The following is a 22732-nucleotide window of genomic DNA, read 5'->3' on the forward strand; positions in this document are numbered from 1 at the left end:
TAAAGGTGCCGGTTTTCCGGTGAAAAATCAAGCATTGACGATCCGGATCACGCGGAGCTTGTGCAGTGCCTTAATGATCGGGTAGCACAGGTCGAACTCACCCTTCTTTGTGGCGAAGTTGCTCCGCGACGGGTGCACGTGGTGGTTGTTGTGGTAGCCCTCGCCCATCATCAGAAGGTCGAGCTTGAAGAGGTTCTTCGAGGTGTTGTCGGTCTCGTAGTTCACATGCCCGTATTTATGTGCAAACCAGTTGATGATGACGCCGTGCAGTGGGCCCATCACTACCTGGAAGGGCAGCAGTAGCCAAAGCCACCAATGGTCGGCCCAAATGGCGTAAATCCAGACATATATGCCGATCCAGAGCAGGCGCGACACTGTACTGTTGGCCCACAGGTCGAAGGGGCGCCAGTCGGGCACGTTGCGGGTGAATTTCGGGTCGACAGCAATTTCCTTGTGAAGGATGCCCGAGTAGGTTTTCTTGGTGCGCCACATCATGGCCAGGAGCGTTTTGTCGTAGGCCGGTGAATGCGGGTCGAGCTCCGTATCGGTGTGGGCGTGGTGAATGCGGTGCATGATGCCGTAGGCCCAGGGGCTCAGGTAGGACGATCCCTGCGTGATGTACGCAAAGATGAAGAAAAAGCGCTCCCAGCCTTTGCTCATGGTAAAGGCCTTATGCGCCGCATAGCGGTGCTGCATGAAGGTTTGCGAAAACAGGGAGAGGTACCAATGGGCGACGAAAAAGCACAGGATCACGATCACGCGGGGGAAAATTTTCGGAAAGCTCGGTCATTGCGGCTCCGCCACCGCGCGCAGAGCTTCTTTTGGCGCGCTTTTGACCAAACTTTAGGAACAATCGACGAGCGCCGCGTAAGCAATCACCCGTAGAATTTGTGGTAATTTCCGGGCCGGATGACGACGCCCGAATGGCCCATCAGCAGCATCAACCAGTTGTATCGCTTCAGCTGGGCCCTCGAGGATTTCCTCGTGACCGACGAGCGCTACACGGTGCTGCGCGAGCGCGAAGCCTTTCGTGTAGACGGCTTTATCATCGGCATCTGCCTCGAAGGCAGCATCGAGCTCCAGGTGGATTCGGTCTGCTACAGCGGCGGCCCGGGCTCCATGCTCCTTGCGCGGCCGCTGCAGCTGCTGCAGTTCCTGCGCCTTAGCCCAGATTGCCGCCTGCGTTTCATCCTCTTCTCGCAGCGCTTCCTCGTTTCCAACAACATCCACCAGCGTGTGCTCCAGGGCTTCCGCTTTTCGCAGCCGGCGGCGCTGCCGGTCATCCGCATCACAGCGGCCGAGTCGGACCGGATCGTGGGGGAATTCGCCCATATCTGGGGCCGCTTCAACGATGTGCAGCATCCCTTCCGCAAGGAGTTGGTGGGCAACCTGTTGCTCGTGCTGCTCTACGATTTCGAGGCCATATACCGGCAGCACTTCGAGCTCGCCGGCACCGGCCGCAGCAGCGAACTCGTGCACCGTTTCATCGACCTGGCGCAAAAGCAGTTCCGCACACAACACGCCGTGGAGCACTATGCGCGGCACCTGCACGTGACGGCCAAATACCTGTCGGCGATGATCAAGGAGGCGACCGGCCGCACCGCCGCCGCCTTCCTGAATGAGCTCCTGTTGCTCGAAGCGCAATCGTTGCTGCAAACAGCCGGCAGCTCGGTAAAAGAAGTGGCGCATGCCCTCGGCTTTCCCGACCAGTCGACCTTCGGTAAGTTTTTCAAGCGCGCCGTGGGCCGCACGCCGCGGCAGTATCAAACCGGGCAGCAAGGCGCCGGCAACTGAGGAAAAGCTACTGTCCCGAATGGCATTGTTTTGGTGCGCCACCATCCAAACTCCGATTATGGCAAACAGCAACAACCGCGGCAATAACTCAAGCCGTGAAAACGAAGGCAACAAGCCCGGCTCGAAGAGTCGCAACGTCAGCAGCGGTCGTCCTCAGACCCCCGATACCGGCGGCCAGAGCGGCGGCGGCACGCCCCGCACCGAAGACCGCGACCTGAACACCGGTGGCACGCGCGGACCGAACAAAAAAAGCCGTTAAGAAACCGGCCCCGCCCTGCGGGGCTTTTTGTTCGGGGAAGGACACCTTGCGGGATCGATACGATCGAAGCAGCTCTTTTTAAAGCAAATCACAGCACTCCCGCTGATTGTATTTATACGATCGCCGGGTAAGAAACCAGTCAGTACAACTTATATGAGACCACACGTTACGTGCCATATGCTCGGCTCCGTTGACGGGCGCATCAAGCAAAACATCTGGGGCTACAAAGACGCCGCAAAGTATTTCGAAGAACCGGCATCGAAGATCAAGGCCGACGCCTGGCTCGTGGGCCGCGTGACCATGCAGGAATTCTCCAGCAAGAAAAAGCACCCGCGCAAGAAGGGCGCCCGCATCCCGAAAGAAGACTTCGTGGGCGAATACCGCACGAAGACCTTCGCCGTGGTGATCGACCCATCGGGCAAGTGCGAGTGGGACAGCAACATGACCTCCACCGAGCACGTCATCGAAGTGCTCACCGAAAAAGTGTCCAGCGGCTACCTGGCGCACTTGCGCGAAAAAGGCGTGTCGTACCTCTTCGGCGGCAAAAGTGAACTGGACCTGAAGCTGGTGCTGGAAAAACTGAACCGCCTTTTCGGTATCAAAACCGTGCGTATCGACGGAGGTGGCCACGTGAACGGCTCCTTTCTCAAGGCCGGCCTCATCGACGAATTCAGCCTCGTGCTCGCTCCCGTGGCCGACGGCACGATCGGCGCGCCTTCCCTTTTTGAAGCCGAAAAAGGCTTCGGACGCCGCAAGGCCACCCGCTTCAAATTAAAGTCGGTGAAGAAAATTTTCGACGACTTTCTCTGGATCCGGTACGAAGTGCTCCGGTAAAGAAAAGCAAGTGACAGTGCCCGCTTCACAAACGAAGGCAAGCGAAGGACTTGCACAGGAGCGTTAACCGCTGAATTTCGTCACTTCTCTTTCTTTCCAAAAATCTTCTGCAACCAGCGCCCGACACGGCTTTTCTTTTTAGGCGCCTCTTCCACCGGTGGCGCAGCCGTCGGCGGTGCAGCCGCGAGCGAATCCTCCACACGCTTGCGCGCGAGCGCATTGCGGTCGGTGTATTGCGCAGTGCCGTACACAAGCCGGTGTTGGGCATTGTCGCGGTACACGGGCTGCTTCGGGTTTTCAATCGTCACGGCTGCGCCGAGGGCGGCCTCCTGGTCAGGGTCCAGCCGGGGCTTGCGGTGCCACTGCTGCTCCACCGTATCGAAAAGCAGGTACTGGTGCTGGTCCTGGTCGAGGTACACGTTGCTCCGCGGGTAATACAGGATGCGGGACCCCTGTTCGTACCGCGCGTTACCCGGATCGCTACAGGCTGCCATCGTCAGCAGGAGCAGCAGCGAAAAGCAAAGGGGCCTCATGGGTTGTTCCCTCCACTGTTGCCGGTGCTGTCGCCGGCCTGGATCTCGTTGGCGAGCCGGCGCGCGGCTTCGTCGCCCTGAGCGGCTGCCTCCAGGAGGAGCTGCGTGCCTTTGTACACATTCCGGTCGTAGCTGCATCGGTTGTAGTTATTCACCCGCAGCGCTTCCGGGTTGTCGGCAAATACATACAGAAACCCAAGGGTCCGCTTGGCCGGAACATACCCTTTGTCGCTGGCCTGCATCACGAGCTCCAGCGCGCGGCCGCAGTCGATAGCGTTGTGCCGGCCCTGCAGCGCCAGGTTCCCGTATTCATACTGGGCTTCGGGTACGTCCTTACCGGCGAGGAATTGATACAGGAACAGCGCCTCCTGCAGCTGGCCGTTGTCGAGCTTGCTGCGGGCGTCGGCGAGCTGCCGGTCGATCTCCGCTGCGGTCAGCTGGGGCTCCGCGGCCTGTTGCTGTTGCTGCTGCGTATTCCATTCCTCGAGCGTCATCAGGTCGCGCTTGCGGAGCCAGCCCTTCGAGCGCTGCCCGCGGTTGTTGGTGAAGTCGGTGTAGACGAAGTCGTTTTCTTCCTTCGTCGTGTTCACCACGTCCGACGAAGGCACCATATAGGCGCCGCGGCGTTTCGTGGCATCGGGTGCATCATAGAAATAGGCACGCGCCGCCTTCACCATATACTGGCCGGCTACGAGGTTCGACGGACGCTCCGCTGACGGCTGTTCCTGCGACTTGCTGATGCCCGGCTTCCGGATCACGATCCAGGCAGCCACACCCAGCACGGCCAGCACCAACAGCACCGCCCAAATGTTTAGGCCGCGCTTGCGCGCCGGGGCGCGGGTCTCGGGAGCCGCCGCCGCGGCCAGGGGCGCAGGCTCACGTTCCTGCAGCACCTGCAGACGTTTGCGCAGCTGCTCGTTCTCCTGCCGCAGGCGCGTTACTTCGGCCTCCAGCGCGGGATCGGGCACCGGCACGAAGGCGGATGGCGCTTCGGACTTCTGCGTACTCCGTAAAATGATATGATCGTGCAGCATCGTACCGTCGGCGAAACGGCTTTGCGGCGCCTTTTGCAGGCAGATGTACACCGTGTCGATGAGCCATTGCGGCACCTGCAGCTCGCGCGCGCGCTTCTCTTCGCTCCAGCCCGCGGGCAGGTGCTTCCGCCGCAGCTCCATCAGGTCGGGCGGAGGCGTTTCGCGGTGGGCCAGCATCACCTGCGAGCGGGCCGTCTCCCCGCGCTCGCTGGGCGGGAAGGGCACTGTGCCGGCCAGCAGTTCAAACAGGATCACTCCGAAGCTGTAGATATCGGTTTGAAAAAGGATCGTGCCTTCGTTCTGCTCGGGCGCCATGAACTCGATGGCGCCGGCGTGCCGCAGGCTTGTGCGCCGTTGCTCGTCCGACATGATGGCCATGCCGAAGTCGAGCAACACGTAGTTGCCCGTCTGCACGTTATACTTGACGTTGTTGCTCTTCACGTCGCCGTGCTTCACGCCCACGCGGTGGCAATGCGCCAGTGCATTCGACAATTGATCGGCCACGCGTACCGCTTCCTTGACGGTAAACAACGGCTCGTGCGGTGGCTGCAACAGTTCCTCGAGGTCGGGGCCTTCGACGAATTCCATTTCAATAAACGGGAAAGACCCGCTCTCGGTAAGCCCGGAGCTGAGAATGCGCACCACGTGCGGGTTGGGCACTTCATTGACCTTGCGCAGCTTGGCTACTTCATTCTGAAAGGCCATGTAGTGCTTGTCCTCGGTTGATTCGGAATGGATCGGTGTCGGCAGCAGTTTCACCGCCGTGATGATCGCGCCGGTGCGGCGCCCCTTGTATACGGAGCCCTGGCCGCCGGTCTTCAGCGCGCCCATGTTCTCGAGGCCGGAGGTGATGGTAAAAACCTTACCCATGGACGCTGTTTTGTTCGGTGTTGAATTCCAGTAAGGCAGATGTGCCGAGCATGATCTGGTCGCCGTCGCGCAGCTGGTGCGGCACCTCGGCACTCTGAAGCTTTACGGCAACCTCCTCGCCACGGCCCTTGACCTTTGTCTTATTGTGAGGTGGCAAACCGCCCGCGTCGGCAAAAAGCAGGTATTGACCCAGGGCCGCATCATACCGGATGTGGGCATGCTGCCGCGATACGAAGCGGTTGGCCTCCTCTGGACTGTCGCCCAGGAAGGCGACCGTATTTATACGGACGAATCCGTCGGGAAGCTGCACTTGCCGCTCGCGGCCGATGGTGATGCGTTCTCCGCCGGGTTGAAGCGGGTAGTCGGCCTGTTCAGCCACGCCGCAGAGCACGCGCAGCCGCGCCTTTTGAACGGCCGGCGCCGAGCGTCGGCCCGCGGCGATCCAGATGCCGGCGGGATGTCCTTCCACCGGCGTCGCTTCGGCAGGAAGGGCAGCGCAAAACTCGGTGCGCAGGTCCCAGCCCGCGGGCAGTTCGAGGTGGTAATCTTCCGCCTGCCGCTCCACCTCCGCGCGGAAGCGCTTGGGCTCATGAGCTTGTATGGCGGCCTCGTACGCTGCACGCAGTGTATCGTCCGGCGCCAGGAAAAGCGTGATGCTCCGCAGCCCGCCTGCCTCGTTGCCCTGGAAGGCAGACAGGCGCGTCCTCAAGGCATAAAGAAGGTCGGCGCGGATGGATTTCGCGTCGGTGCTATCGTTCTTAAATCGGTCAAATAATCCCATGGTTGATTTATTGATTGGGCGGCAGGGGCCGGATGCGGATGACAGAATCGGTGGTCGCGCCTCCATCGCTGAAGCCGCGGATGTACCCGCGCCGCTGCAGCTCCGGTATTACTACCCGGCCCGCCAGCCGCACCGCGTCGCTGGAACCTTTCGTGGCTTCGATGCGGATGCAGCAAACGATATGTCCTGCGCCCTGTGCCGAAGGTGCAAAAAATACGTACCAGCCGTCATTGATGCGCTGCCCCCGCAAAATTCGCTCCGGAGTTCCGGTCTTGCCCGCCACCTGCAGGCCTAGAATGGATCGCTTGCCGGCACTTTGCGCTTTCATAAAACCGGTAAGCAGTGTGCTGAGCTCCGGGCTCCGCGCGATGGAAAGCGCCGCTTCCGGCAGCGTGGCCGAGTCGGCGATCTTCAGCACGTAGCGATGCGGCACGAGTTGCCCGCTGTTGGCGATGCCTGCGGCGAGGCGTGCTATGGACGCCGGGGTAGCCGTCAGCTCACCCTGGCCCCAGGCGGCGCCCGAAATGCCGAGACCGCGCGTGCGGCGGATGTCGGCCGGGTTGTAGCGGCGCAGGCTGGTGAACTCCGTCTTGCGCCAGAGCGCGCGCCAGGATTCCTCCCGAGCGTCGTTGTTGGCGGGCCGCTCGTAAAAGTAGCCGCCCACGCCCCGCCAGAACATGCCGGTCTGCAGGTAAAGCGTCGCCATCTCTTCTTCAAGTCGCTGCTCGTTGGCGAGCTTGATAAAATAACTGTTGTTGGAATGAACGATCGCCCGCTGCATATCGATGTAACCGGCCTCGTCGGGCTCGGCGCTCCGGATGCGGATAAGGTCCTGCGAACGGATGAGCAGTTTCTTTTGCGCCAGGTCGGCACCGTATTTATTCAGTCCGGCGAGTGCCGTGGCCAGCTTGGCCGTAGAGCCGGGTTGCGTGGCGTGGGTAAAGCCCAGGTCGCGGAGCGTAAGCCAGCCAGGGTGCCGCGAAGCCTCGCGGGAGGTCATCGTGAGCAACTCCCAATCCTCGGTGGGAGGCAGCGGCCAATTGGCGGAGGCCAGCACGTCACCGCTTTTGTCGGCGAGCACCACCACCGACACGCGCTTGTTGCGCAGCGAATCGTCGAGCGAAAAGGCTCGTTGCAGGGCCGTTTGCAGCGCCGCATCCATACTCAGCTGAACATCGCGGTTCCGTTGTTTGAACTCCGCCACTTGGTGGCTGTTGATGCCCGCCAGCAGCAGGGGCGCCAGCGCACTGTAGTCGCGGCCCACCACGGTCATCTCCCGTTCCGTCGAAGGCAGGTACCGGCTTTCGCGAAAGCGGTGCGCCGGCACATCGTAGGCGGTTTCCGGAGTAGCGAAGCCGCGCAGCTCAGCGCCCATCTCATATTCACCAAACCAGCCATTCAGCGCACCGGTGAATACACCGGTGTTGGCGTCACCGGTCCAAAAGAACAACTGGTCGCCATAGGGATAATAACGGTCCAGGCGGCGGTGCGACAGACGCGTGAGGTCGGTGCTGGTAACGCCGCCGGCGAGCAGCGTGTCGCGTTGCTGCAGCAGGCGCTCCTTGCGGCTCGTGGCCAACAGGCGGCCCGCGCGGTCATAAAGCGCGCCTGCCTCGAGGCGGTTCATCAGGATGGCAATACGTGGGTTGTAACTGAACATGCGTGCCCCGGCGCGGTCGGCCACCAACGCGGGCTGCACCACCCAGCGCGCCGGGTTAAACAGGTAGCGGCCCAGGTTAACCGAAAGCGCTACTACTCCAAGCGTAGCGACGGCCATTGCCGGCACGAGGTTGCCGTCCTGCCGCTTCCGCACATATTCCAGCTGTGCTTCCGAGCCGCGTACAAACGAAGCCGAAAGCAGGAAGCCGGCGGCCAAAAGATTGATGATGAGCGACGAGCCGCCGTAGCTGATAAAAGGCAGCGTGATGCCCGACAGCGGCAGCGCGCCGGTGGAGCCGCCGGCGATGAGCAGGAACTGCACGAAGGTGCTGATGCCGATGCCGGCGCAGAGGTAAAAAAGAAACGGGCGACCCGTTTGCCGGCCGATAAGGAGGGCGCGGTGCAGGAAGACAAGGAACAGCAGGAACAGGCATACCACGCCCGCCCAACCCAGTTCCTCCCCGATCGCCGGAAGGATCATATCGGTATGCGCTTCGGGAATGGTCTTGGCAAACCCTTCGCCGATGCCCTGGCCGCTGGGGCCGCCGGAGGCCATGGCCCAAAGCCCGTTGGCGATCTGGTCGCCGCCATATACTTCGTTGTCCCAGGGATTCTGCCAGATGGCCTTCCGGTCTACGAGGCGCTGCACGGGCCCGGGAAATACGCGGTCGAGCCCGGGCACCTGGTCGAGGAGAAGGAAACCCGCCAGCACTACGAGCGCCATCACCGACGATTCGGAAAGCCGCCGGTAGCCGAAACGCAGGTAGGCCGCCAGTAGAACTACGGTAACGCCGGTAGCGATCCATACGTTGCCCGCGATCCAGTTGGCGATTACATACAACGCCACGGTGGCGGCCATGACCCAGAAGTCGCCGCGTGAGAAGGAGAACAAGATGATAAAGGTGAAGCAAACCACCAGCGCGGGGCCGAGGTCGCCGAGCATCAGGAACAGGAGGATCGTGGCCAGCACGGCACCCAGCGCGGGGTAAAAGAAATTCCAGCGGCGGCGGGCCGTCGCATATTCCGAAATAAAGCGCTCGTTGGCGGCAAAGAAGCCGGCCAGCGCCAGCACAATGAGGAAGCGGATGCCTTCACTGGGCTGGAAGCCGAAGAGGTTCACCTTCACACCACTGCCCTCCGGGCCGGTACCCAATAGTATGGTAGCGAGCAGCAGCAAACCGGCGGCCGCGCCCCACTGCAGCCCCTTCTCCCCTTTTCGACCCCTCACCACGAACAGCCGGTATAGGGCGGCATCCGGTGTGAAGCGCCGCAGGTCGAAGAATTGCAGCAGGAGCAAACCGGCCATGCCGGCGAGAAAATACCAGAAGGTGCTGCGCGCCAGGAAGCGGTCGCGGAGCGGGTCCTGAAGGCTTAGGAGCGCCAGGAAGGAGATGCCGGTGAGCAACATCAGCACGGGCAGCAGGAAGGGATCAGAGCCTTTAAGCTTCCGGCTCAGGAAGGCGTGGATGAGCCAGAAGCCAAGCAGGAAGCCGGCAGCGATGATGCCGTACCAGCGGCGTGCTTCCTCAGGTGTGCGCACGATAAGCGCGCCCTCGCGCTTGAGGTTGTTGAAATCGCGGCCGGCGAAGAGGCGCAGCGTATGCGGGCTTTGCACGAAGTCGCGACCGACGTTACCCTTCAAGGCCCCCACTCCTTTCGGCGCGCCGAAATAAAATCCCGGCTGCAGCGGCAGCACTTCCCAGGCGCCGCCTTCGGGCAGCCCGCTGAATCGGTAACGACCGGAAGCATCCGTGCGGGCATAGGCCGCCACGAGTTCTTCGGGCGCGCCGGGGCGCTGCCGGTAGCGGAAGCCGGCTGAAACGCGGTCGCGCTCCGCCTCTACATCAGTGCTGCTCGTATCGGCGGGCAGCACGCGCTCCAGGCGCAGCAGCACGCCGGCCGCCGCACGACCTCCGCGATCACGGACAGTACCGGCCAGCACGCTCCTTCCGCCGGTAAGCCGTTGCTCTGAAGGCAGTTGCGGCGGTGCACTTTTCTCCTGGTCATAACGGAGCGTATCCGGGCCATCGAAGCCGATGAGCCGGTAAGAAAGGCGTGCCCGCTGCTGCAGCGAAACACCGCCGCGCGACAGCGCATCCTCGGCGGGAAGCAGGAACGGGCGTTTGTTGAGGGCACCGGTATTGTCGAAGGAGGTTCCGTTGCGCAGCCCATTGGCCACCGCTTCCTGCACGAGGCGGATGTCGCGCGGGTCTTCGAGGTAATATTGTTGCGCCAGCAGTCGGGCGAGCGCCTCGCCTTTCGGGTCGGTGTTGAGGTTGACGATGCTGCCTTCCTGCAAACGTTGCGGCACGTCGGCCAGGTCTTTCTGCAGCCCCTGGTACAGCAACATAAAAAGACCACCGAGCACGAGCGTGGCGGCGGCCAGCAGGATGCGTTCCAGTACGCGCTTATTCATGCCCTTTCCCTCCTTTTGCCGGCGCGCCGTATAGCACACCCGATACGATCGTATCGTGGAAGCGCACCGGGTTTTCAATACCGATCGACACGTTGACGAGGCGCACGCTGTCGAAGCGGATAGCGTTGACGTTGCTGCTGCTGATGCGGATCTCCGCGTCGTTGAGCACGAGGTGCGACCATTGAAGCAGGCGCACGGTCGGCGCCACCTGCCACACGCTGTGGCGGTTGGCCGCCACCATCGCCGATCCTTTGCCGCTGATCACCAGGGTATCGCGCGCCACGAACAGCGAGTCTGGTTGCAGAAAGACGTCGCCGGGACCCAGGTGCAGGCTGTCAGCGGGGAAGGTCATCGTCTTCGCGAAGGGCTGGCGGGGCGCGTCTTCGACCACCACTTCAGGCGGCCTGTTGTGGCGCTGCAGCCACCATCCGGCGGCCCCGAGGAGCAGAAGCAACAGGAGCAGCCAGGGCCAGACCGGGCTCCTTTTCCCCTGCCGGACGGTAGGTGCCTGCCGCACCGCGGGCGGCTCCGGCCGTATTTCTACAACCGGCTCAGCCGCGCGCGGCGCCCCCACGGGCCGGGTCTTTGTGCGCGAAGTGCTGTGTACGGCCAGCACTACGGTAATGTTGTCTTTACCTCCTGCCTCGTTGGCGGCGGCCACCAGGGCGGCGGCTTTCTGCTCCAGCGGGTCGGGGTGTTGGAGGATCGCCTCGATGGCGGCCCGCGGCACAAGGTCGGTCAGGCCATCGCTGCACAGCAGGAGCCCGTCGCCGGGCAGGAAAGGCGAGGAACCGGTGTCTACGGATTCATCGGGCAACGAGGTGCCGAACCCCAGGGCCCGGTCGATCTCGTTGCGCTTGGGGTGCGCCATCGCTTCGGCCTCCGAAATACGGCCGCTGTCTTCCAGCAGTCCCACAAAAGAATGATCACTACTGATCTTCACCAGCGATCCATCCCTGTATAAATACAAGCGCGTGTCGCCGATATGCGCATAATGAAAGCGCCCTGCCTTTTCGTCTACCAGCGCGGCAGAGAGCACGCAGGCCATCTGCGCCAGCCGCGGATCCGCTTTTTTGGCGATCGTGATGGCCTCCTGGATCGAGGCACATACGCGGAGGAAGCTGGCGCCGTCGCTGAGGGTGCCCGCATGGGCGGCCTGCTCCAGCGCTTCCTGCGCCAGGGCCGCGGCCACTTCCCCGCCTTCATACCCACCAACGCCATCGATCACGCACAGCAGCAGGCGCCCATCGGGCAGGCTGCGGGCCACGAACGCGTCTTCGTTATTAGCGCGCTGCCGCCCCGTATCGGTCAATCCGTAAAAGCGCTCAGTCATGGTTTCGGTTTGAATGACGTACATCGCGGAAGTGCAACAGCGTGATGCCGGTGCAAAGCGCCAGGAGCAGCAGGGAGAAAAGGGCAGACATGGACTCAGGATTTATAAAAGTTCAGGCCAACGATGCCGTTGAGCACGATCCGCGAGTTGAGCGGCAGCTCCGTCCAGTCGGGTTGCTGCGGACCGCTGCGGGCCACTTCTTTTTCGTTGAGCATCGTTTTCTCTCCGAATGCGCTGAGGTAAAACCGGTCTTCGCCACGGGCATAGCGGATGCGGAGGTGCGGTGTGTCCACCCATTCGGAGGGCACGCGAAACACGTCGACGCCTTCGCGGTTGTCGGCGGGTCCCGACACGGTGAGCTCGTCGCCCGTCATGCGGAATTCGATCTTCTTGCCGGCGTAGGCTTTGTCGGGCACCACGGCCTCAAGCCGCGCCAGGCCGCCACCGGCGGTGGTTGCAGCGGCAGCGCTTCCGCCCGGCGAAGGTTCGAGGCGGAAGGGCAATTCGTAATAGCCTTCACTATAATAGGTAAAGGCCGACAGGGTGTCGATGCTCATTTCGGAGGTCTCGGCCTGGCCGGTCTGGCGCGGAATATAGGTGACGCGGAGGTTGCCTTCGGGCGCGCGGCCGCTGCCTTCGGGCAGGAGCTTCCCGATAAAGCCGAGGTCGCCGGGCGCATAGCCGGGATGCGACACAAAGCGGAACACCCACTTGTTGGCGGCGGGCACTACCGTGCGGCCGCTGCGGGCAGCCTCCTGCAGGCGTCGGGTAAACTCCGCCACACATTCCTGCGCGATCATCCCCAGTAATCCTTTTCGGTGCTCCTGGAAATCGGCGTAATCGGCCGGGTGAAACACGACAATGTATTCGTGGTAGAACACGACGCGGCTGGCAAAGGAAAGCGCCCGCACGGAGGCTTCGAATTGCTGGAGGATGTAGGCATAGATCGTATCGGGCGTCAGGGCCGCGCGGTCGCCGGTGGGTGCCGACTCGGGCTTGTTAACGAACCAGTCATGCAGGCCGAGGCGCTGCCAGAAGTTGGGCTTTTCACTCATGGTTGCGGGTTGGGGCTTAAAAGTAACCATTTACAATTCTTTAGCAGACTCTTCCGGAAACGAACGGATTTTCGGCACCGTTATTGCTTTTTATAGAATCTCACATAAGCAGACAATTTTCTCATAAGCAGTTAGTTTTGGTTGCGACCCCTGTTTCCACAGGGGTTTACTTTTTTTATAAGCTTCCCGGGAGAGAAAGAACGCTGGTTTTTTATGATTTTTAGGATGAACGCAGATTTCCTTTGCTCTATCGGGGAAGAGCTTGAATGGCCTGCTGCTGTTTTTTGTTCGGTACTAATATGATTTTTTGTAGGACTGAATCGTATCTCAATCAGAAAGATCCTCTATTCGGTTAGAGGCTGTCTAAAAATAAATCGTTGAATGTGCGCTAGTAGCGAACCGTCCCGACGGGACGGAATATCGGTAGCCCCGGGTGCAACCCGGGGTTAAATGCGGGTAGGTTAACCGCGCACCCTGTAGGGGTGCCACCGCGTAGAACGGGCCCTTCCGGAGGCTTAAGCCTCCGGGATAAAGTGGCGCCCCTACAGGGCGCGCCTGCTCACCCCGGCTCACGCTACCCCGGGTTACACCCGGGGCTACCAACATGCTGCCTCTTCGAGGCAGTACTTACCATCAGGTAATCAACCACTTAATTTTAGACAGTCTCTTAGCGGTGCGCGATCGAATGAATCGGATGTATTCGTTGCGCCGTCGTATCGTTGCGAACGAAGGCCGCTTGCGGCCGCCGCTGCCGGCTGCACGCAAAAAAGCCTCCCGCCAGGCGGGAGGCCTCGTTACATCCGGGCAAATGTCAGGCGATGTCGATCTGGCGGCGCTGGCGCTGCGCTCCTTCTTTTTTCGGCAGGCTCAGCCACAGCACGCCGTTTTCGTAACGGGCGCTGATCTTAGCGGCATCGACCATGCTGTCGTCGATGTTGAAGCTGCGGGAGAACGATTGCATGCGGTATTCCTGGCGCAGGTAGTTCTTCTCCGATTCGTTGCGCTCCTCTTCCTTGTGTTCGAAGGAAATGGTCAGCGTCTTGTCGTCGAGCTGTATGCGGAAATCTTCCTTGCGCAGTCCCGGCGCTACCAGCTCGAGCTCATAGCTCTTGTCGGTCTCGCGGATGTTGACCGGGATCGAGCGACGTCCGTCATAGCCGAGGAAATCATCGTCGAAGAAGCGACTGAGGACACCATTCATCAAACCATTGAACGGCAGGGCCTGGCCGGCGCTGCGCTGCATGCCCGAATTGTCTCCATTTCTTTTCATGATGCTGCTCATAAAGACCTCCTTTTTTCTTTTTTGCCACAAGTTTTATGCAAAGGCACGCAGACCGGAAATTCTGGCGCAGGTCGCGAAAAAATTGCAGGAGAGCCCATCCGCTCCTGTCAAAATGAACGGGGACTTTGCTCAGCTCCCGCCAACGCAAAAGCCGCGCTGGCGCGGCTGCGGAGCGGTCGCCCCTCCAGCGCAACGGCACGGCGGCACCGCGGCCCGCAGGCACGACAATCAGGAAAAAAATCGTTGTGTCGTTGTGCTGTTGCGTCGTTGCGAAAAAAGGCCGCCTGCGGCCGCCCCTGGCTACTTGCCCCGGGGAAATAGCCCCAAGCCCAACGTTTACGGTAACCGAAAAGACCGGAACTTTAGGGAGACAAGCAGCTCCGGCTGTCCCCTTTCCTCGTACGCCAACCGCTACGCCATGAAAACGATGCTCCTTCCCATCGACTTCAGCCCTACCGCCCGCAACGCGGCCGAATTTGCACTGCACTGGTGCCGGCGCTACGGCTACGACCGCGTCATCCTCGTGCGGTCGCTGTTCCACTCCTATTTCGAAGACATGGCCACCTCGGCCGAATACATGCTCCTGAGCCAGCAGGAAAAGGGACGCTTTTATGAAGAAGAAAAGGAAGTGCTCGACTCCCTGTGCAAAGAGCTGACGACCGCCGCCGGGCCCGGCATCCGTATTTTTACGGCCCTCAGCGACCAGCCCCTCGTGCGTACCCTGCTGCAGCTCGTGGAGCAGGAATCCCCGGACCTGATCGTGGCCGGCAGCGACAACCAGGAATACGAGAGCGACTCCTTTGTATCGGCCAAACTGATCGAGCTCGCCCGCGCCAGCCCGGTGCGCGTGCTGGTGGTTCCGGCGGGTTGTGCTTACCAGGAGCTCCGTTCGGTACTCGTGCCCTGCAACCTGGCGCAGACCGACAGCCTCGGACGCCTGCCCTGCCTCAGCCAGGCCACGCAGGGAGGCGACCTGCAGCTCGAAGTATTGCACGTGGATACCCCCGGCCGCGGCTCAAAGCCCGCCAACGAGGCGAAGGCCCTGGAGCACCTGCAACGCTTTTTGAAAGATCGCCCCTACCATTTTCACCGCATCTCCGCACCCACCGAGCTCGCGGGCATTCTTCAATTCGCCGCCGGCACGGACATACAACTGATCGTGGCCCTGCCCCGGCGCCACAGCTTCCTCTATGCCCTCACGCATAAGAGCGTGTCGGAGGCCCTGTACCGCAATACGCAGTACCCGGTGCTGATCTTGAAGTAGGTGCCGTGTAAAGTCGCAAAGTCTCTGACCGACGTCGGATTGGAACTGTGCGCGTACGCCATGGTGGGTAAGAAACGCTTCGAGCGTATGGGCCCCAGGCGCGCAAAGCCCCGGAATGTCATCCCGTTCGCTTCGGCCTCCACCAAGGCTCCGGCCGACGGAGTGCGAACGGGAGCTCGCCGCATCGAGGCGCCGGTTTGTGCAACGCGAAGCGTCATTACTGCTCCGCCAGCTGGCGGATCGCAATGACAAGCATTTGCCCGTCACCATCCGGGAACCAACCGCTCCCCTTCCCTTTGGAAAGGGGCCGGGGGATGGGTCAGAGCCCTCCCAACGAAAAAGGGAAGCTTGCGCTTCCCTTTCGTGTTTTATCATCTGTCAGCAACGCCTTTCTTGTTCAAGGCCAGTCATAGGAATAACTAGATATGCGAGGGGTCGAAGCCATGCCCCGCCGCCTCGGGCGACAGCGGCTCGTAGTCGGCCACCATCAGCTGCCCGATGGGCTGCGGTTGCTTGCCGCGCGCGGCTTTGGCGATCAGCTTGTCAAAGATGGCGTACATCACCGGCACCACCACCAGCGTCAGGAACAGCGAAGAGATCAGCCCACCGATGATGACCCAGGCAAGGCCGTTCTTCCACTCGGCGCCGGCGCCGGCAGCCAGCGCAATGGGCAGCATACCGATCACCATCGCGATGGTGGTCATCAGGATCGGGCGCAGGCGCGCATGGTTGGCATCCAGCAGGGCCTGGTACGTCGTGGCGCCCTCGGCCTTCCGTTGGTTGGTGAAGTCCACCAGGATGATCGCGTTCTTCGCCACGAGGCCGATCAGCATGATGAGCCCGAGGATGGTGAAGATGTTGAGCGAGTTGTTGGTCAGCGCCAGCGCCAGGAAGGCGCCGATGATGGCCAGCGGGATCGAGAAGAGCACCACCAGCGGGTATACGAAGGAGTTATAGAGCGCTACAAGAATGAGGTACACCAGCACGATCGCCGCCAGCAGGGCAATGCCCATCGAGCCGAAGCCTTCCGACTGGTTTTCCATATCGCCCCCCCACACCCAGCTCACACCGGTGGGTGCATGCAGGCCTTCGAATTTCTTCTGCCACTCGGCGGCGATGGAGCCCGTGGGGCGGCCCACCGACTGGGCCTGCACCGTTACCGAGGCGCTCTTGTCGCGGCGCTCCAGCTGGCTCGGGCCCGAGCCTTCGCGCACGGCCGCAAACTGGTTGAGGCGGATGACCTGCCCCCCGTTGTTGATGAACTGCAGGTTGCCCACGTCTTCCACGCTCTGGCGGTTGAAGGAGCCGTAGCGGATGTTGATGTCGTATTCGTTTTGTCCCTGGCGAAACTTCCCATTGTTGTTGCCGCTGAAGGCGGTCTGCATCGTCTGACCTACGGTGGCGAGGTTGAGGCCGAGGGCGGCCATCTTGTCGCGGTCCACCTGCACGCTCACTTCGGGCGTACCGGTCTCTACGGACAGGCGCATCTCGGTGGCGCCGGGTACGGTGCGGAGCTGGTCCAGCGCCGCGTTGGCAAACAGCATCGCGCTGTCGAGGTCGGGGGCCGTCACCACGAGGGCGATGGGCGCCTGTTCGGCCGAGCCGAGGATGCTCACGGGTACGGTCTTTACCTTGGCGCCTACCAGCAGCGGCTCCAGCTCGCGCTTTATTTTTGCGGCAAACACGTACGAGTCGTCGGCGCGCTTCGCCTTCTCCACCAGCTGCACGTTGATCTCGGATTTATAGGGGGTCGATTGCGTGGCGCCCATACCGTCGCTGGACTGGCCCACGGTGGCGATGGTGCGCGTAACGCCTTCTTTTTTCTGCAGGAAATCCTCGGCTACCTGCGTCAGCGCGTTGGTGCGTTCGATGGAGGCGTCCTTGGGAAGTTCCAGCTGCACCAGGAACTCACCGCGGTCGCTCTTGGCGAAGAACTCGGCGCCCACGAAGCCGGCACCTACCAGCCAGAAGGATGCTACCAGCAGCGCGAACACCACGCCCAGCGTCGTCTTCTTGTGCGCCAGCGCCCACTTCAGCAGGCCCGTCACCCAGTTGGTAAACTTGTTGAGCCCGCGCTCGAAGGCCAGAATGATCTTGCCGAAGAAGGTCTTGCCGGTGATCTTTTCCAGGCGGCCGAAACGCGAAGACAACCAGGGCACGATGGTGAACGAAGAGAGCAACGACAACAGCGTAGCGATCGATACCGTTACGCAGAACTGTTTCAGGATGTCGGCGGCGAGGCCCGTGCTGAGGGCGATGGGCACGAACACCACTACGATCACGAGCGTGATGGAGGTGACCGTAAAGCCGATCTCCTTCGTGGCGTCGTAGGCGGCGCGCACGCGGTTCTTGCCCATCTCCATGTGGCGGTAAATGTTTTCAAGCACCACGATGGCGTCGTCCACAAGAATACCGACCACCAGCGAGAGGCCGAGCAGCGACATGAGGTTGAGCGTGTAGCCCATCAGCGCCATGCCGATAAAGGTGGCGATGAGCGAGGCGGGTATGGCTACCATCACGATGAGGGCGTTGCGCACGCTGTGCAGGAAGAACAGCATCACGAAGGCCACGAGGATAATGGCGAGCACCAGGTCGTGGATCACGGCGTCGGCCGACTGCAGCGTGTAGGTGGAGGCGTCGTTGGCCACGTTCAGCTGCAGACCGCTCCTGGCGTAGTCGGCTTGTAATTTAACGAGCGAAGCGCGCACCTGCTTGCTCACTTCCACACCGTTGGCGTCGGACTGCTTCACCACCTGGAGGGCGATGGCCGACTGGCGGTTCACGCGGGCGAGCTTGTCCACGTCCTTCTGCGCATCCTGCACGTCGGCCACGTCCGCGAGGCGTACCTGCGCCCCTTCACGGGTAGTGGCCACTACGAGGTTGCGCAGCTCGTCCACCGTCTTGAATTTACCCGACAGGCGAATGAGGATGTCGCGGTCGCGGGTCTGCAGCGAGCCGGTAGGGAAGTCGAGGTTGGACGTGAGTACAGCCTGTTGCACCTGCAGCAGTGTGAGGCCGTAGCCCTGGAGCTTATTGGCATCGAGCGACACCTGGATCTCGCGCTCCTGGCCGCCCACGAGGTTCACCTTGGCCACGCCTTCGGTGCGGGCGATCACCGGCGCCACGCGCTGGTCAACGAGGTCGTAGAACTCCGATTCAGAGAGCTTCGCCGAAGCCGAGATGGTCATCACCGGCAGGTCATCGAGCGAAAACTTGTTCAGCGTCGGCGGGTCGAGGTCTTCGGGCAGGTCTTTGAGGATGGCGTTGATGCGGCGCTGCGCGTCATTGAGCGCATAGTCCACATCAGAGCCGCTCTTCAGCGTAATAGTCACGATCGAAACGCTCTCGTACGAGCGCGCCTCGAGCTTCTTGATGTTCTCCATCGCCGACACGGCATCTTCCACCTTTTTAGAAACGGTGTTCTCCACCTCCGAGGGCGAGGCGCCCGGGTATACCGACACCACCGACACCACCGAGGGCGCGAACTTGGGCAGCAGCTCGTAGCCCAGCGTGCTGTAGCTGAGCAGGCCACCCAGGATTAATACGATAAAAAGCACGATCACCAGCGTGGGCCGCTTGATCGATATTTCTGCGAGTTTCATGTTCGTTGTTTTGTTGCTCCTTACGGAAAATTGTTGTGTTGGCGCTGGCGCCCACTGCGCCCTTTTTTGAACGTCATTGCGAGCGCAGCCACTTGGAGCCCGTCATTGCGAGCGCAACGAAGTGGAGCGAAGCAATCTGCTACACGTCCACGTTGCAGCCAAAAGGATCGGCAGAGCCAGCGAGGAAGAGATTGCTTCGCTTTGCTCGCAATGACGGGACCGTAGTAGCTTCAGGCCTCCGTTTCACTGCAGCCTTCGCAATGACGGTTTCAAAGAATTACTTGATCGGCGTCACCGCGCTGCCCTCATGCAGGTTGATCTGGCCGCTGGTGATCACCTGCTCGCCTTCATTGAGGCCTTGCAGGATCTCCACTTGCTCGCCGATGGTGCGGCCGGCCACCACGTTGCGGAGGTGCGCTACGTTGCCCTTGTCGAGCACAAACACCTGGTTGGAGGCCGTGCTGCCCACGAAGGCGCCGCGCGGCACCACAAGGGCCGCGGCCTGCTGCGGGAACCGGAATACGGCGGTGCCGTACATCCCGGCGCGCAGCACGTTGCCCGGGTTGGCGGCCAGCGTGATCTCTACGGGGAAGTTGAGCGAGGCGTCGGCCTTGGGCGCGATGAAGGTCACGTTGCCGGCGAAGGTCTTATCGGGAAACACGGAGGCTTTCACGCTGACCGGCGCGCCGATGCGAAGGTTGGCTACCTGCGCTTCGTTGACGGTGAGGGCCAGCTTGAGGCGGGCCACATCCACCAGCTCGAAGAGCGCGGTGCCGGGGTTCACCACCATGCCGGGCTCCACCATGCGCTTGTTCACGATGCCGCTGATCGAGGAGCGGACGGCCGCATTACCCACACGGATGCGGGCTTGTTGGAGGCGCGATTTAGCCGTGCTGGCCTGCAGGCGCGCCTGGTCGAGCTGCTGCTGCGTGACACCGCCGGTCTTGTAGGCGTTCTCGAAGCGCTGCTGGTCGCGCAGGGCGCTTTGGTAAGCCGCCTCGGCGCTTTCGGCGTCGATGTTGAGCTGGTCCATCTCGATTACGGCGAGGGTCTGGCCCACCCGCACGTAGCTGCCTTCGTCCACCAGCACGCGGGTGACGCGGCCGGCGTTCTCGGCGGCGAGGTTCACCTGCTGCGCCGGTGCGAAGTTGCCGTTGGCGTTGAAGTCGGCCTGCAGGGCCTGGCGCGTCACGGCGCTTACGCGCACCGCTACGTCGCCGCTCACCTGCGACACGACAGCCGTCTTTTCCGCGTTTTTTTTCTTGTTGCGCGTCAGCACGGCCGCGATGCCGCCGAAGGCAATGATGACGGCTACCAGGGTGACCACGATGCGAAGGATCTTGTTCTTTCTCATGATACTTTTCTTGCGTTGGTTATTGTGCTAATGTTTGTAGTTGACCGCGGGCCTTCACCAGCTGGATCTCCGACACGCGGTAGTTCAGCAGCGCCGACGACAGGTTGCTGCGCGCTTCGGTGAGCGAGCGCTCGGCGTCGAGCAGGTCGGTGAGGGTGGCCAGGCCGTTGTTGTAATTATTCTGCGTGTTGCTGAACACCTGCTCGGCGAGCCGCACGTTGGCGCGCTGGTTACTCAGTGTCAGGATGTTGTTGTTGATCTGGGTGCGGGCATTTTCAAAAGCGAGGTTGAGCCCCAGCGACGCATTGTTGATGTCTTCGTTGAGCTTGCGGATGCTGATGTCGGCCTGGCGGATGCGCGCCTTCGTGGCCCCGCCGTTGAAGATGGGCACACGCAGGTTGAGCGATACCGCCGCGGCGGGAAACCAGTTGGCGCCCCCGCTTTGCCCCTTGAATACCGGGAACGTGTTGCCGGTGCCCTGGTACGAGTAGTTGCCGCCGAGCGACAGCGTGGGAAAATATTCGTTGCGGTAGTTCTCTTTCTGCTGCTCCAGCAGCTCGCCCTGCTTGCGCAGCACGAGCACCTCGGTGCGGCGCGTCAGGTCCACCGAATCGGTGGCGGGAACGGCCTGCGGCGCGATGCGGGCTGGGTCTACGTCCGGGATGCGTACCGGCGTGCCGATGGGCATGCCCATATAAAGCTTCAACTGGTTCTCCAGCAAGGCAACGCCATTGAGCACCTGCTGACGCTGCGTTTCGAGGTTGGAGATGTTCACGTTGATGCGGTCCACGTCGATCTTTTTGGCGAGACCGTTCTGGTAAAGGCTTTGCAGCACGCCGGCCACCCGGCGCGTGTTGGCGAGCGACGAATCGACCACCGCCACCTGCTGGCGCTGCACGAGCACCTGGTAATAGTTGGTGGCTACCTGCTCGATCACCTGTTCCTCGGTGAGCTGGGCATTGAGCTGGTAAAACTCGCGGCTGGTGCGCGCGGCCTTCAGGCCGGTGAAAACCGACTTATTGAACAGGTTCTGCTGCACAGCGATCCCGGCGTTGGCGTTCCACTTCTGGCCGAAGGCCACGAGGATCGTTTCGTTGGGATTTGGGTTGGCGCCGAAGATGTTGGGCAGGGCCGACTTCTGGAGCAATGGATTATAGGTGAGGGCCGACGTGCCCGTCACCTGCGGCAGCGCGCTGGCGCGCACTTCGTCGACGCGGTACTCGGCGTTTTCCACGTCGAGGCGCGCCTTGCGCGCGTCGGAATTGGCCTTGAGCGCATAAGTGACGGCGTCTTTGAGACGGAGCTCCTGCAGCGCCGCCGGCGCCTGCGCTACCGCGGACAGCGAGCCCGCCGCGAGCAGCAGCAGGGTCCCGAGGACCGGCTTACTTCTTCTTGTTTTTTCCTGGTTCATCGTTATCGTTGAAATAGTTGGAGATCAGTTTGCGGCCCTTTTCATTGGTGATCGAATAGCCGTAAAAAAGGGTCAGCTGGCGCATGAGCGCCGGGCCGGGCAGCAAGGCACCGAAAGCACCGGGCTGCAGTGCCGTGCGCAGCTGGTGGATGCGCAGTTCGGCGGTGAATTCCCGGTTCAAAGTCGTGCGGTAGGTTCCTTCTTCTATCCCGCGTTCGAGGTTACGGAGTACGGCTTCCTTCAGGTCGCCGCGGCTGTACTGCTGCAGGCGCTGCCAGGCTTTGGGAAAAGCTTTCTCGAGCTCATAGAAAAAGGTCCAGTTGATCCCGGCGAGGAGGCAAAACGGTCCGCTCAGGAGCAGGTCGAGTTCTTCCACAGCGTTGCGGGCCGCGGCAGCACTAGCGCGGCTGGCAGTGGCATGGTCCGACAGTAGCGATTCCAGTACGGTGTCCACCAGCGTTTCGCGGTCGGCAAAATGCTGGTACAGCGTTTTCTTGGAGATGCCGCACTGGCGGGCAACATCGTCCATCGACACACTTTTCAGCCCGAAGCTGAAAAAGAGGGTGCGGGCCCTATCGAGGATCAGTTCTTCCATGGCTTATTTCCAAGTCCGTTATAAATAAGGGTAATGAGGGCACGCTGCTTTTCTTCCAGCGCCGCAAAAACTTTTTCATCGGGCGGGCAGCCGCGGTTTACCCGGCCCAGCATCGTCAGGGTATCGAGCAGCGTGCGAACGGCGGTCCGGACGTCCTGCGTGCGTAGCTCGCCAAGCGAGACGCCCCGCTCGAGGCGCGCTTCGAGGAGTAGTTGCTCGCGACGGGCGAGGCGCAGCAGCGTGGCCTTGGCGGCCCGGTTGAACCATTGGCCGTCGTGCTCCAGCTGTGTAAAAAACAGGTAATACTGCCGCGAAAAGCGGCCGCGTAGGCCTACCAGCTCCAGGAGCGCCTCGTGCACGGACCCATTCGCTTTGAGCTGCTGCTCCAGTTGTTCGAGATACTGACCGAGCAGCCCGGCCGTCACCTCGCGGATGAGCGACTGCTTGTCGGGGAAATAATAACTCAGGGCCTGCTTCGTCAGGGCCAGGTCGTCGGCGATCTCGGTCAGCGACGTCTTGGCGATGCCGAAATGGGCGAAGCGCCGCTTCGCCGCTTCCAGAATCCGTTCACGCTGTCCTGTCTCCCTCATTCCTTACCTTTTGACTGTTTGACTTTTTTGTTTGATAAGTCAAAGGTAAGGACAAAAAAAATGCGA

17 protein-coding genes are annotated in these 22732 nt (G+C 61.5%); 4 read left to right on the forward strand and 13 right to left on the reverse strand.

Going from position 1 to position 22732, the window contains the following annotated elements; translation table 11 throughout:
* Positions 1-27 precede the first annotated feature (27 nt).
* Complete coding sequence (locus E0486_RS06715; RefSeq protein ID WP_243697396.1) at positions 28-759, reverse strand: acyl-CoA desaturase; 732 nt, start codon at positions 757-759, stop codon at positions 28-30.
* 150 nt (positions 760-909) lie between these two features.
* Between E0486_RS06715 and E0486_RS19270 the strand changes: the two genes are divergently transcribed.
* The 3 genes from E0486_RS19270 (at position 910) to E0486_RS06730 (ending at position 2887) form a co-directional block, all read left to right on the forward strand.
* Positions 910-1794 carry a helix-turn-helix domain-containing protein gene (locus tag E0486_RS19270; RefSeq protein ID WP_131851378.1) on the forward strand — a complete coding sequence of 295 codons (885 nt, stop codon included), beginning with the start codon at positions 910-912 and terminating at the stop codon, positions 1792-1794.
* Positions 1795-1852: 58 nt separating this feature from the next.
* Positions 1853-2053, forward strand: coding sequence for a hypothetical protein (locus tag E0486_RS06725; protein WP_131851379.1), 201 nt, complete (start codon positions 1853-1855; stop codon positions 2051-2053).
* Between the two features lie 153 nt (positions 2054-2206).
* On the forward strand, positions 2207-2887 hold the full coding sequence (locus E0486_RS06730) for a RibD family protein (protein ID WP_131851380.1): 681 nt from the start codon (positions 2207-2209) through the stop codon (positions 2885-2887).
* A gap of 80 nt (positions 2888-2967) precedes the next feature.
* Here the strand turns inward: E0486_RS06730 and E0486_RS06735 are convergent, their stop codons facing one another.
* The 7 genes from E0486_RS06735 to E0486_RS06765 all read right to left on the reverse strand — a co-directional run bounded on the left by E0486_RS06735 (position 2968) and on the right by E0486_RS06765 (position 13838).
* Positions 2968-3420, reverse strand: coding sequence for a hypothetical protein (locus E0486_RS06735; RefSeq protein WP_131851381.1), 453 nt, complete (start codon positions 3418-3420; stop codon positions 2968-2970).
* Complete coding sequence (locus tag E0486_RS06740; RefSeq protein WP_131851382.1) at positions 3417-5324, reverse strand: protein kinase domain-containing protein; 1908 nt, start codon at positions 5322-5324, stop codon at positions 3417-3419. Before E0486_RS06740 ends, E0486_RS06735 begins: the two co-directional genes overlap by 4 nt.
* Entirely contained in the window at positions 5317-6105 is a 789-nt protein-coding gene (locus E0486_RS06745; protein ID WP_165917221.1) for an FHA domain-containing protein, read from the reverse strand. The genes E0486_RS06740 and E0486_RS06745 overlap by 8 nt, the downstream gene beginning before the upstream one ends.
* Positions 6106-6112: 7 nt before the next feature.
* A complete protein-coding gene (locus E0486_RS06750) occupies positions 6113-10180 on the reverse strand; it encodes an FtsW/RodA/SpoVE family cell cycle protein (RefSeq protein WP_131851384.1) in 4068 nt (1355 codons plus the stop codon).
* Entirely contained in the window at positions 10173-11513 is a 1341-nt protein-coding gene (locus tag E0486_RS06755; RefSeq protein ID WP_165917222.1) for a PP2C family protein-serine/threonine phosphatase, read from the reverse strand. The genes E0486_RS06750 and E0486_RS06755 overlap by 8 nt, the downstream gene beginning before the upstream one ends.
* Before the next feature lie 95 nt (positions 11514-11608).
* A complete protein-coding gene (locus tag E0486_RS06760) occupies positions 11609-12568 on the reverse strand; it encodes a hypothetical protein (protein WP_131851386.1) in 960 nt (319 codons plus the stop codon).
* Positions 12569-13379: 811 nt separating this feature from the next.
* Positions 13380-13838 (reverse strand): Hsp20/alpha crystallin family protein, encoded by a 459-nt coding sequence (locus E0486_RS06765; protein ID WP_165917223.1) that lies wholly within the window; start codon positions 13836-13838, stop codon positions 13380-13382.
* Between the two features lie 430 nt (positions 13839-14268).
* Between E0486_RS06765 and E0486_RS18780 the strand changes: the two genes are divergently transcribed.
* The gene (locus E0486_RS18780) at positions 14269-15114 is read left to right on the forward strand and encodes a universal stress protein (protein WP_165917224.1); all 846 of its coding nucleotides are present in this window, start codon (positions 14269-14271) and stop codon (positions 15112-15114) included.
* Between the two features lie 419 nt (positions 15115-15533).
* Here E0486_RS18780 and E0486_RS06775 read toward each other — a convergent pair whose 3' ends face one another.
* From E0486_RS06775 to E0486_RS06795, 5 genes are all read right to left on the reverse strand, one after another.
* The gene (locus E0486_RS06775) at positions 15534-18716 is read right to left on the reverse strand and encodes an efflux RND transporter permease subunit (protein ID WP_131851389.1); all 3183 of its coding nucleotides are present in this window, start codon (positions 18714-18716) and stop codon (positions 15534-15536) included.
* 277 nt (positions 18717-18993) lie between these two features.
* Entirely contained in the window at positions 18994-20070 is a 1077-nt protein-coding gene (locus E0486_RS06780; RefSeq protein WP_131851390.1) for an efflux RND transporter periplasmic adaptor subunit, read from the reverse strand.
* A gap of 19 nt (positions 20071-20089) precedes the next feature.
* The gene (locus E0486_RS06785; RefSeq protein ID WP_131851391.1) at positions 20090-21481 is read right to left on the reverse strand and encodes a TolC family protein; all 1392 of its coding nucleotides are present in this window, start codon (positions 21479-21481) and stop codon (positions 20090-20092) included.
* A complete protein-coding gene (locus E0486_RS06790; RefSeq protein WP_131851392.1) occupies positions 21453-22076 on the reverse strand; it encodes a TetR/AcrR family transcriptional regulator in 624 nt (207 codons plus the stop codon). Before E0486_RS06790 ends, E0486_RS06785 begins: the two co-directional genes overlap by 29 nt.
* Complete coding sequence (locus E0486_RS06795; protein WP_131851393.1) at positions 22064-22666, reverse strand: TetR/AcrR family transcriptional regulator; 603 nt, start codon at positions 22664-22666, stop codon at positions 22064-22066. The genes E0486_RS06790 and E0486_RS06795 overlap by 13 nt, the downstream gene beginning before the upstream one ends.
* Between the last annotated feature and the right edge of the window lie 66 nt (positions 22667-22732).

The organism is Flaviaesturariibacter aridisoli (genome assembly GCF_004343705.1).
Lineage (GTDB): Bacteria > Bacteroidota > Bacteroidia > Chitinophagales > Chitinophagaceae > Flavisolibacter > Flavisolibacter aridisoli.

Excerpts from the sequence above, each read along its gene's own strand:
- E0486_RS06745 (WP_165917221.1), bottom strand. The coding sequence starts at position 6,105 with ATGGGATTATTTGACCGATTTAAGAACGATAGCACCGACGCGAAATCC.
- E0486_RS06760 (WP_131851386.1), bottom strand. The coding sequence starts at position 12,568 with ATGAGTGAAAAGCCCAACTTCTGGCAGCGCCTCGGCCTGCATGACTGG.
- E0486_RS06730 (WP_131851380.1), top strand. The coding sequence starts at position 2,207 with ATGAGACCACACGTTACGTGCCATATGCTCGGCTCCGTTGACGGGCGC.
- E0486_RS06750 (WP_131851384.1), bottom strand. The coding sequence starts at position 10,180 with ATGAATAAGCGCGTACTGGAACGCATCCTGCTGGCCGCCGCCACGCTC.
- E0486_RS06795 (WP_131851393.1), bottom strand. The coding sequence starts at position 22,666 with ATGAGGGAGACAGGACAGCGTGAACGGATTCTGGAAGCGGCGAAGCGG.
- E0486_RS06765 (WP_165917223.1), bottom strand. The coding sequence starts at position 13,838 with ATGAAAAGAAATGGAGACAATTCGGGCATGCAGCGCAGCGCCGGCCAG.
- E0486_RS06780 (WP_131851390.1), bottom strand. The coding sequence starts at position 20,070 with ATGAGAAAGAACAAGATCCTTCGCATCGTGGTCACCCTGGTAGCCGTC.
- E0486_RS06735 (WP_131851381.1), bottom strand. The coding sequence starts at position 3,420 with ATGAGGCCCCTTTGCTTTTCGCTGCTGCTCCTGCTGACGATGGCAGCC.
- E0486_RS06785 (WP_131851391.1), bottom strand. The coding sequence starts at position 21,481 with ATGAACCAGGAAAAAACAAGAAGAAGTAAGCCGGTCCTCGGGACCCTG.
- E0486_RS18780 (WP_165917224.1), top strand. The coding sequence starts at position 14,269 with ATGAAAACGATGCTCCTTCCCATCGACTTCAGCCCTACCGCCCGCAAC.
- E0486_RS06755 (WP_165917222.1), bottom strand. The coding sequence starts at position 11,513 with ATGACTGAGCGCTTTTACGGATTGACCGATACGGGGCGGCAGCGCGCT.
- E0486_RS19270 (WP_131851378.1), top strand. The coding sequence starts at position 910 with ATGACGACGCCCGAATGGCCCATCAGCAGCATCAACCAGTTGTATCGC.
- E0486_RS06740 (WP_131851382.1), bottom strand. The coding sequence starts at position 5,324 with ATGGGTAAGGTTTTTACCATCACCTCCGGCCTCGAGAACATGGGCGCG.
- E0486_RS06790 (WP_131851392.1), bottom strand. The coding sequence starts at position 22,076 with ATGGAAGAACTGATCCTCGATAGGGCCCGCACCCTCTTTTTCAGCTTC.
- E0486_RS06725 (WP_131851379.1), top strand. The coding sequence starts at position 1,853 with ATGGCAAACAGCAACAACCGCGGCAATAACTCAAGCCGTGAAAACGAA.
- E0486_RS06775 (WP_131851389.1), bottom strand. The coding sequence starts at position 18,716 with ATGAAACTCGCAGAAATATCGATCAAGCGGCCCACGCTGGTGATCGTG.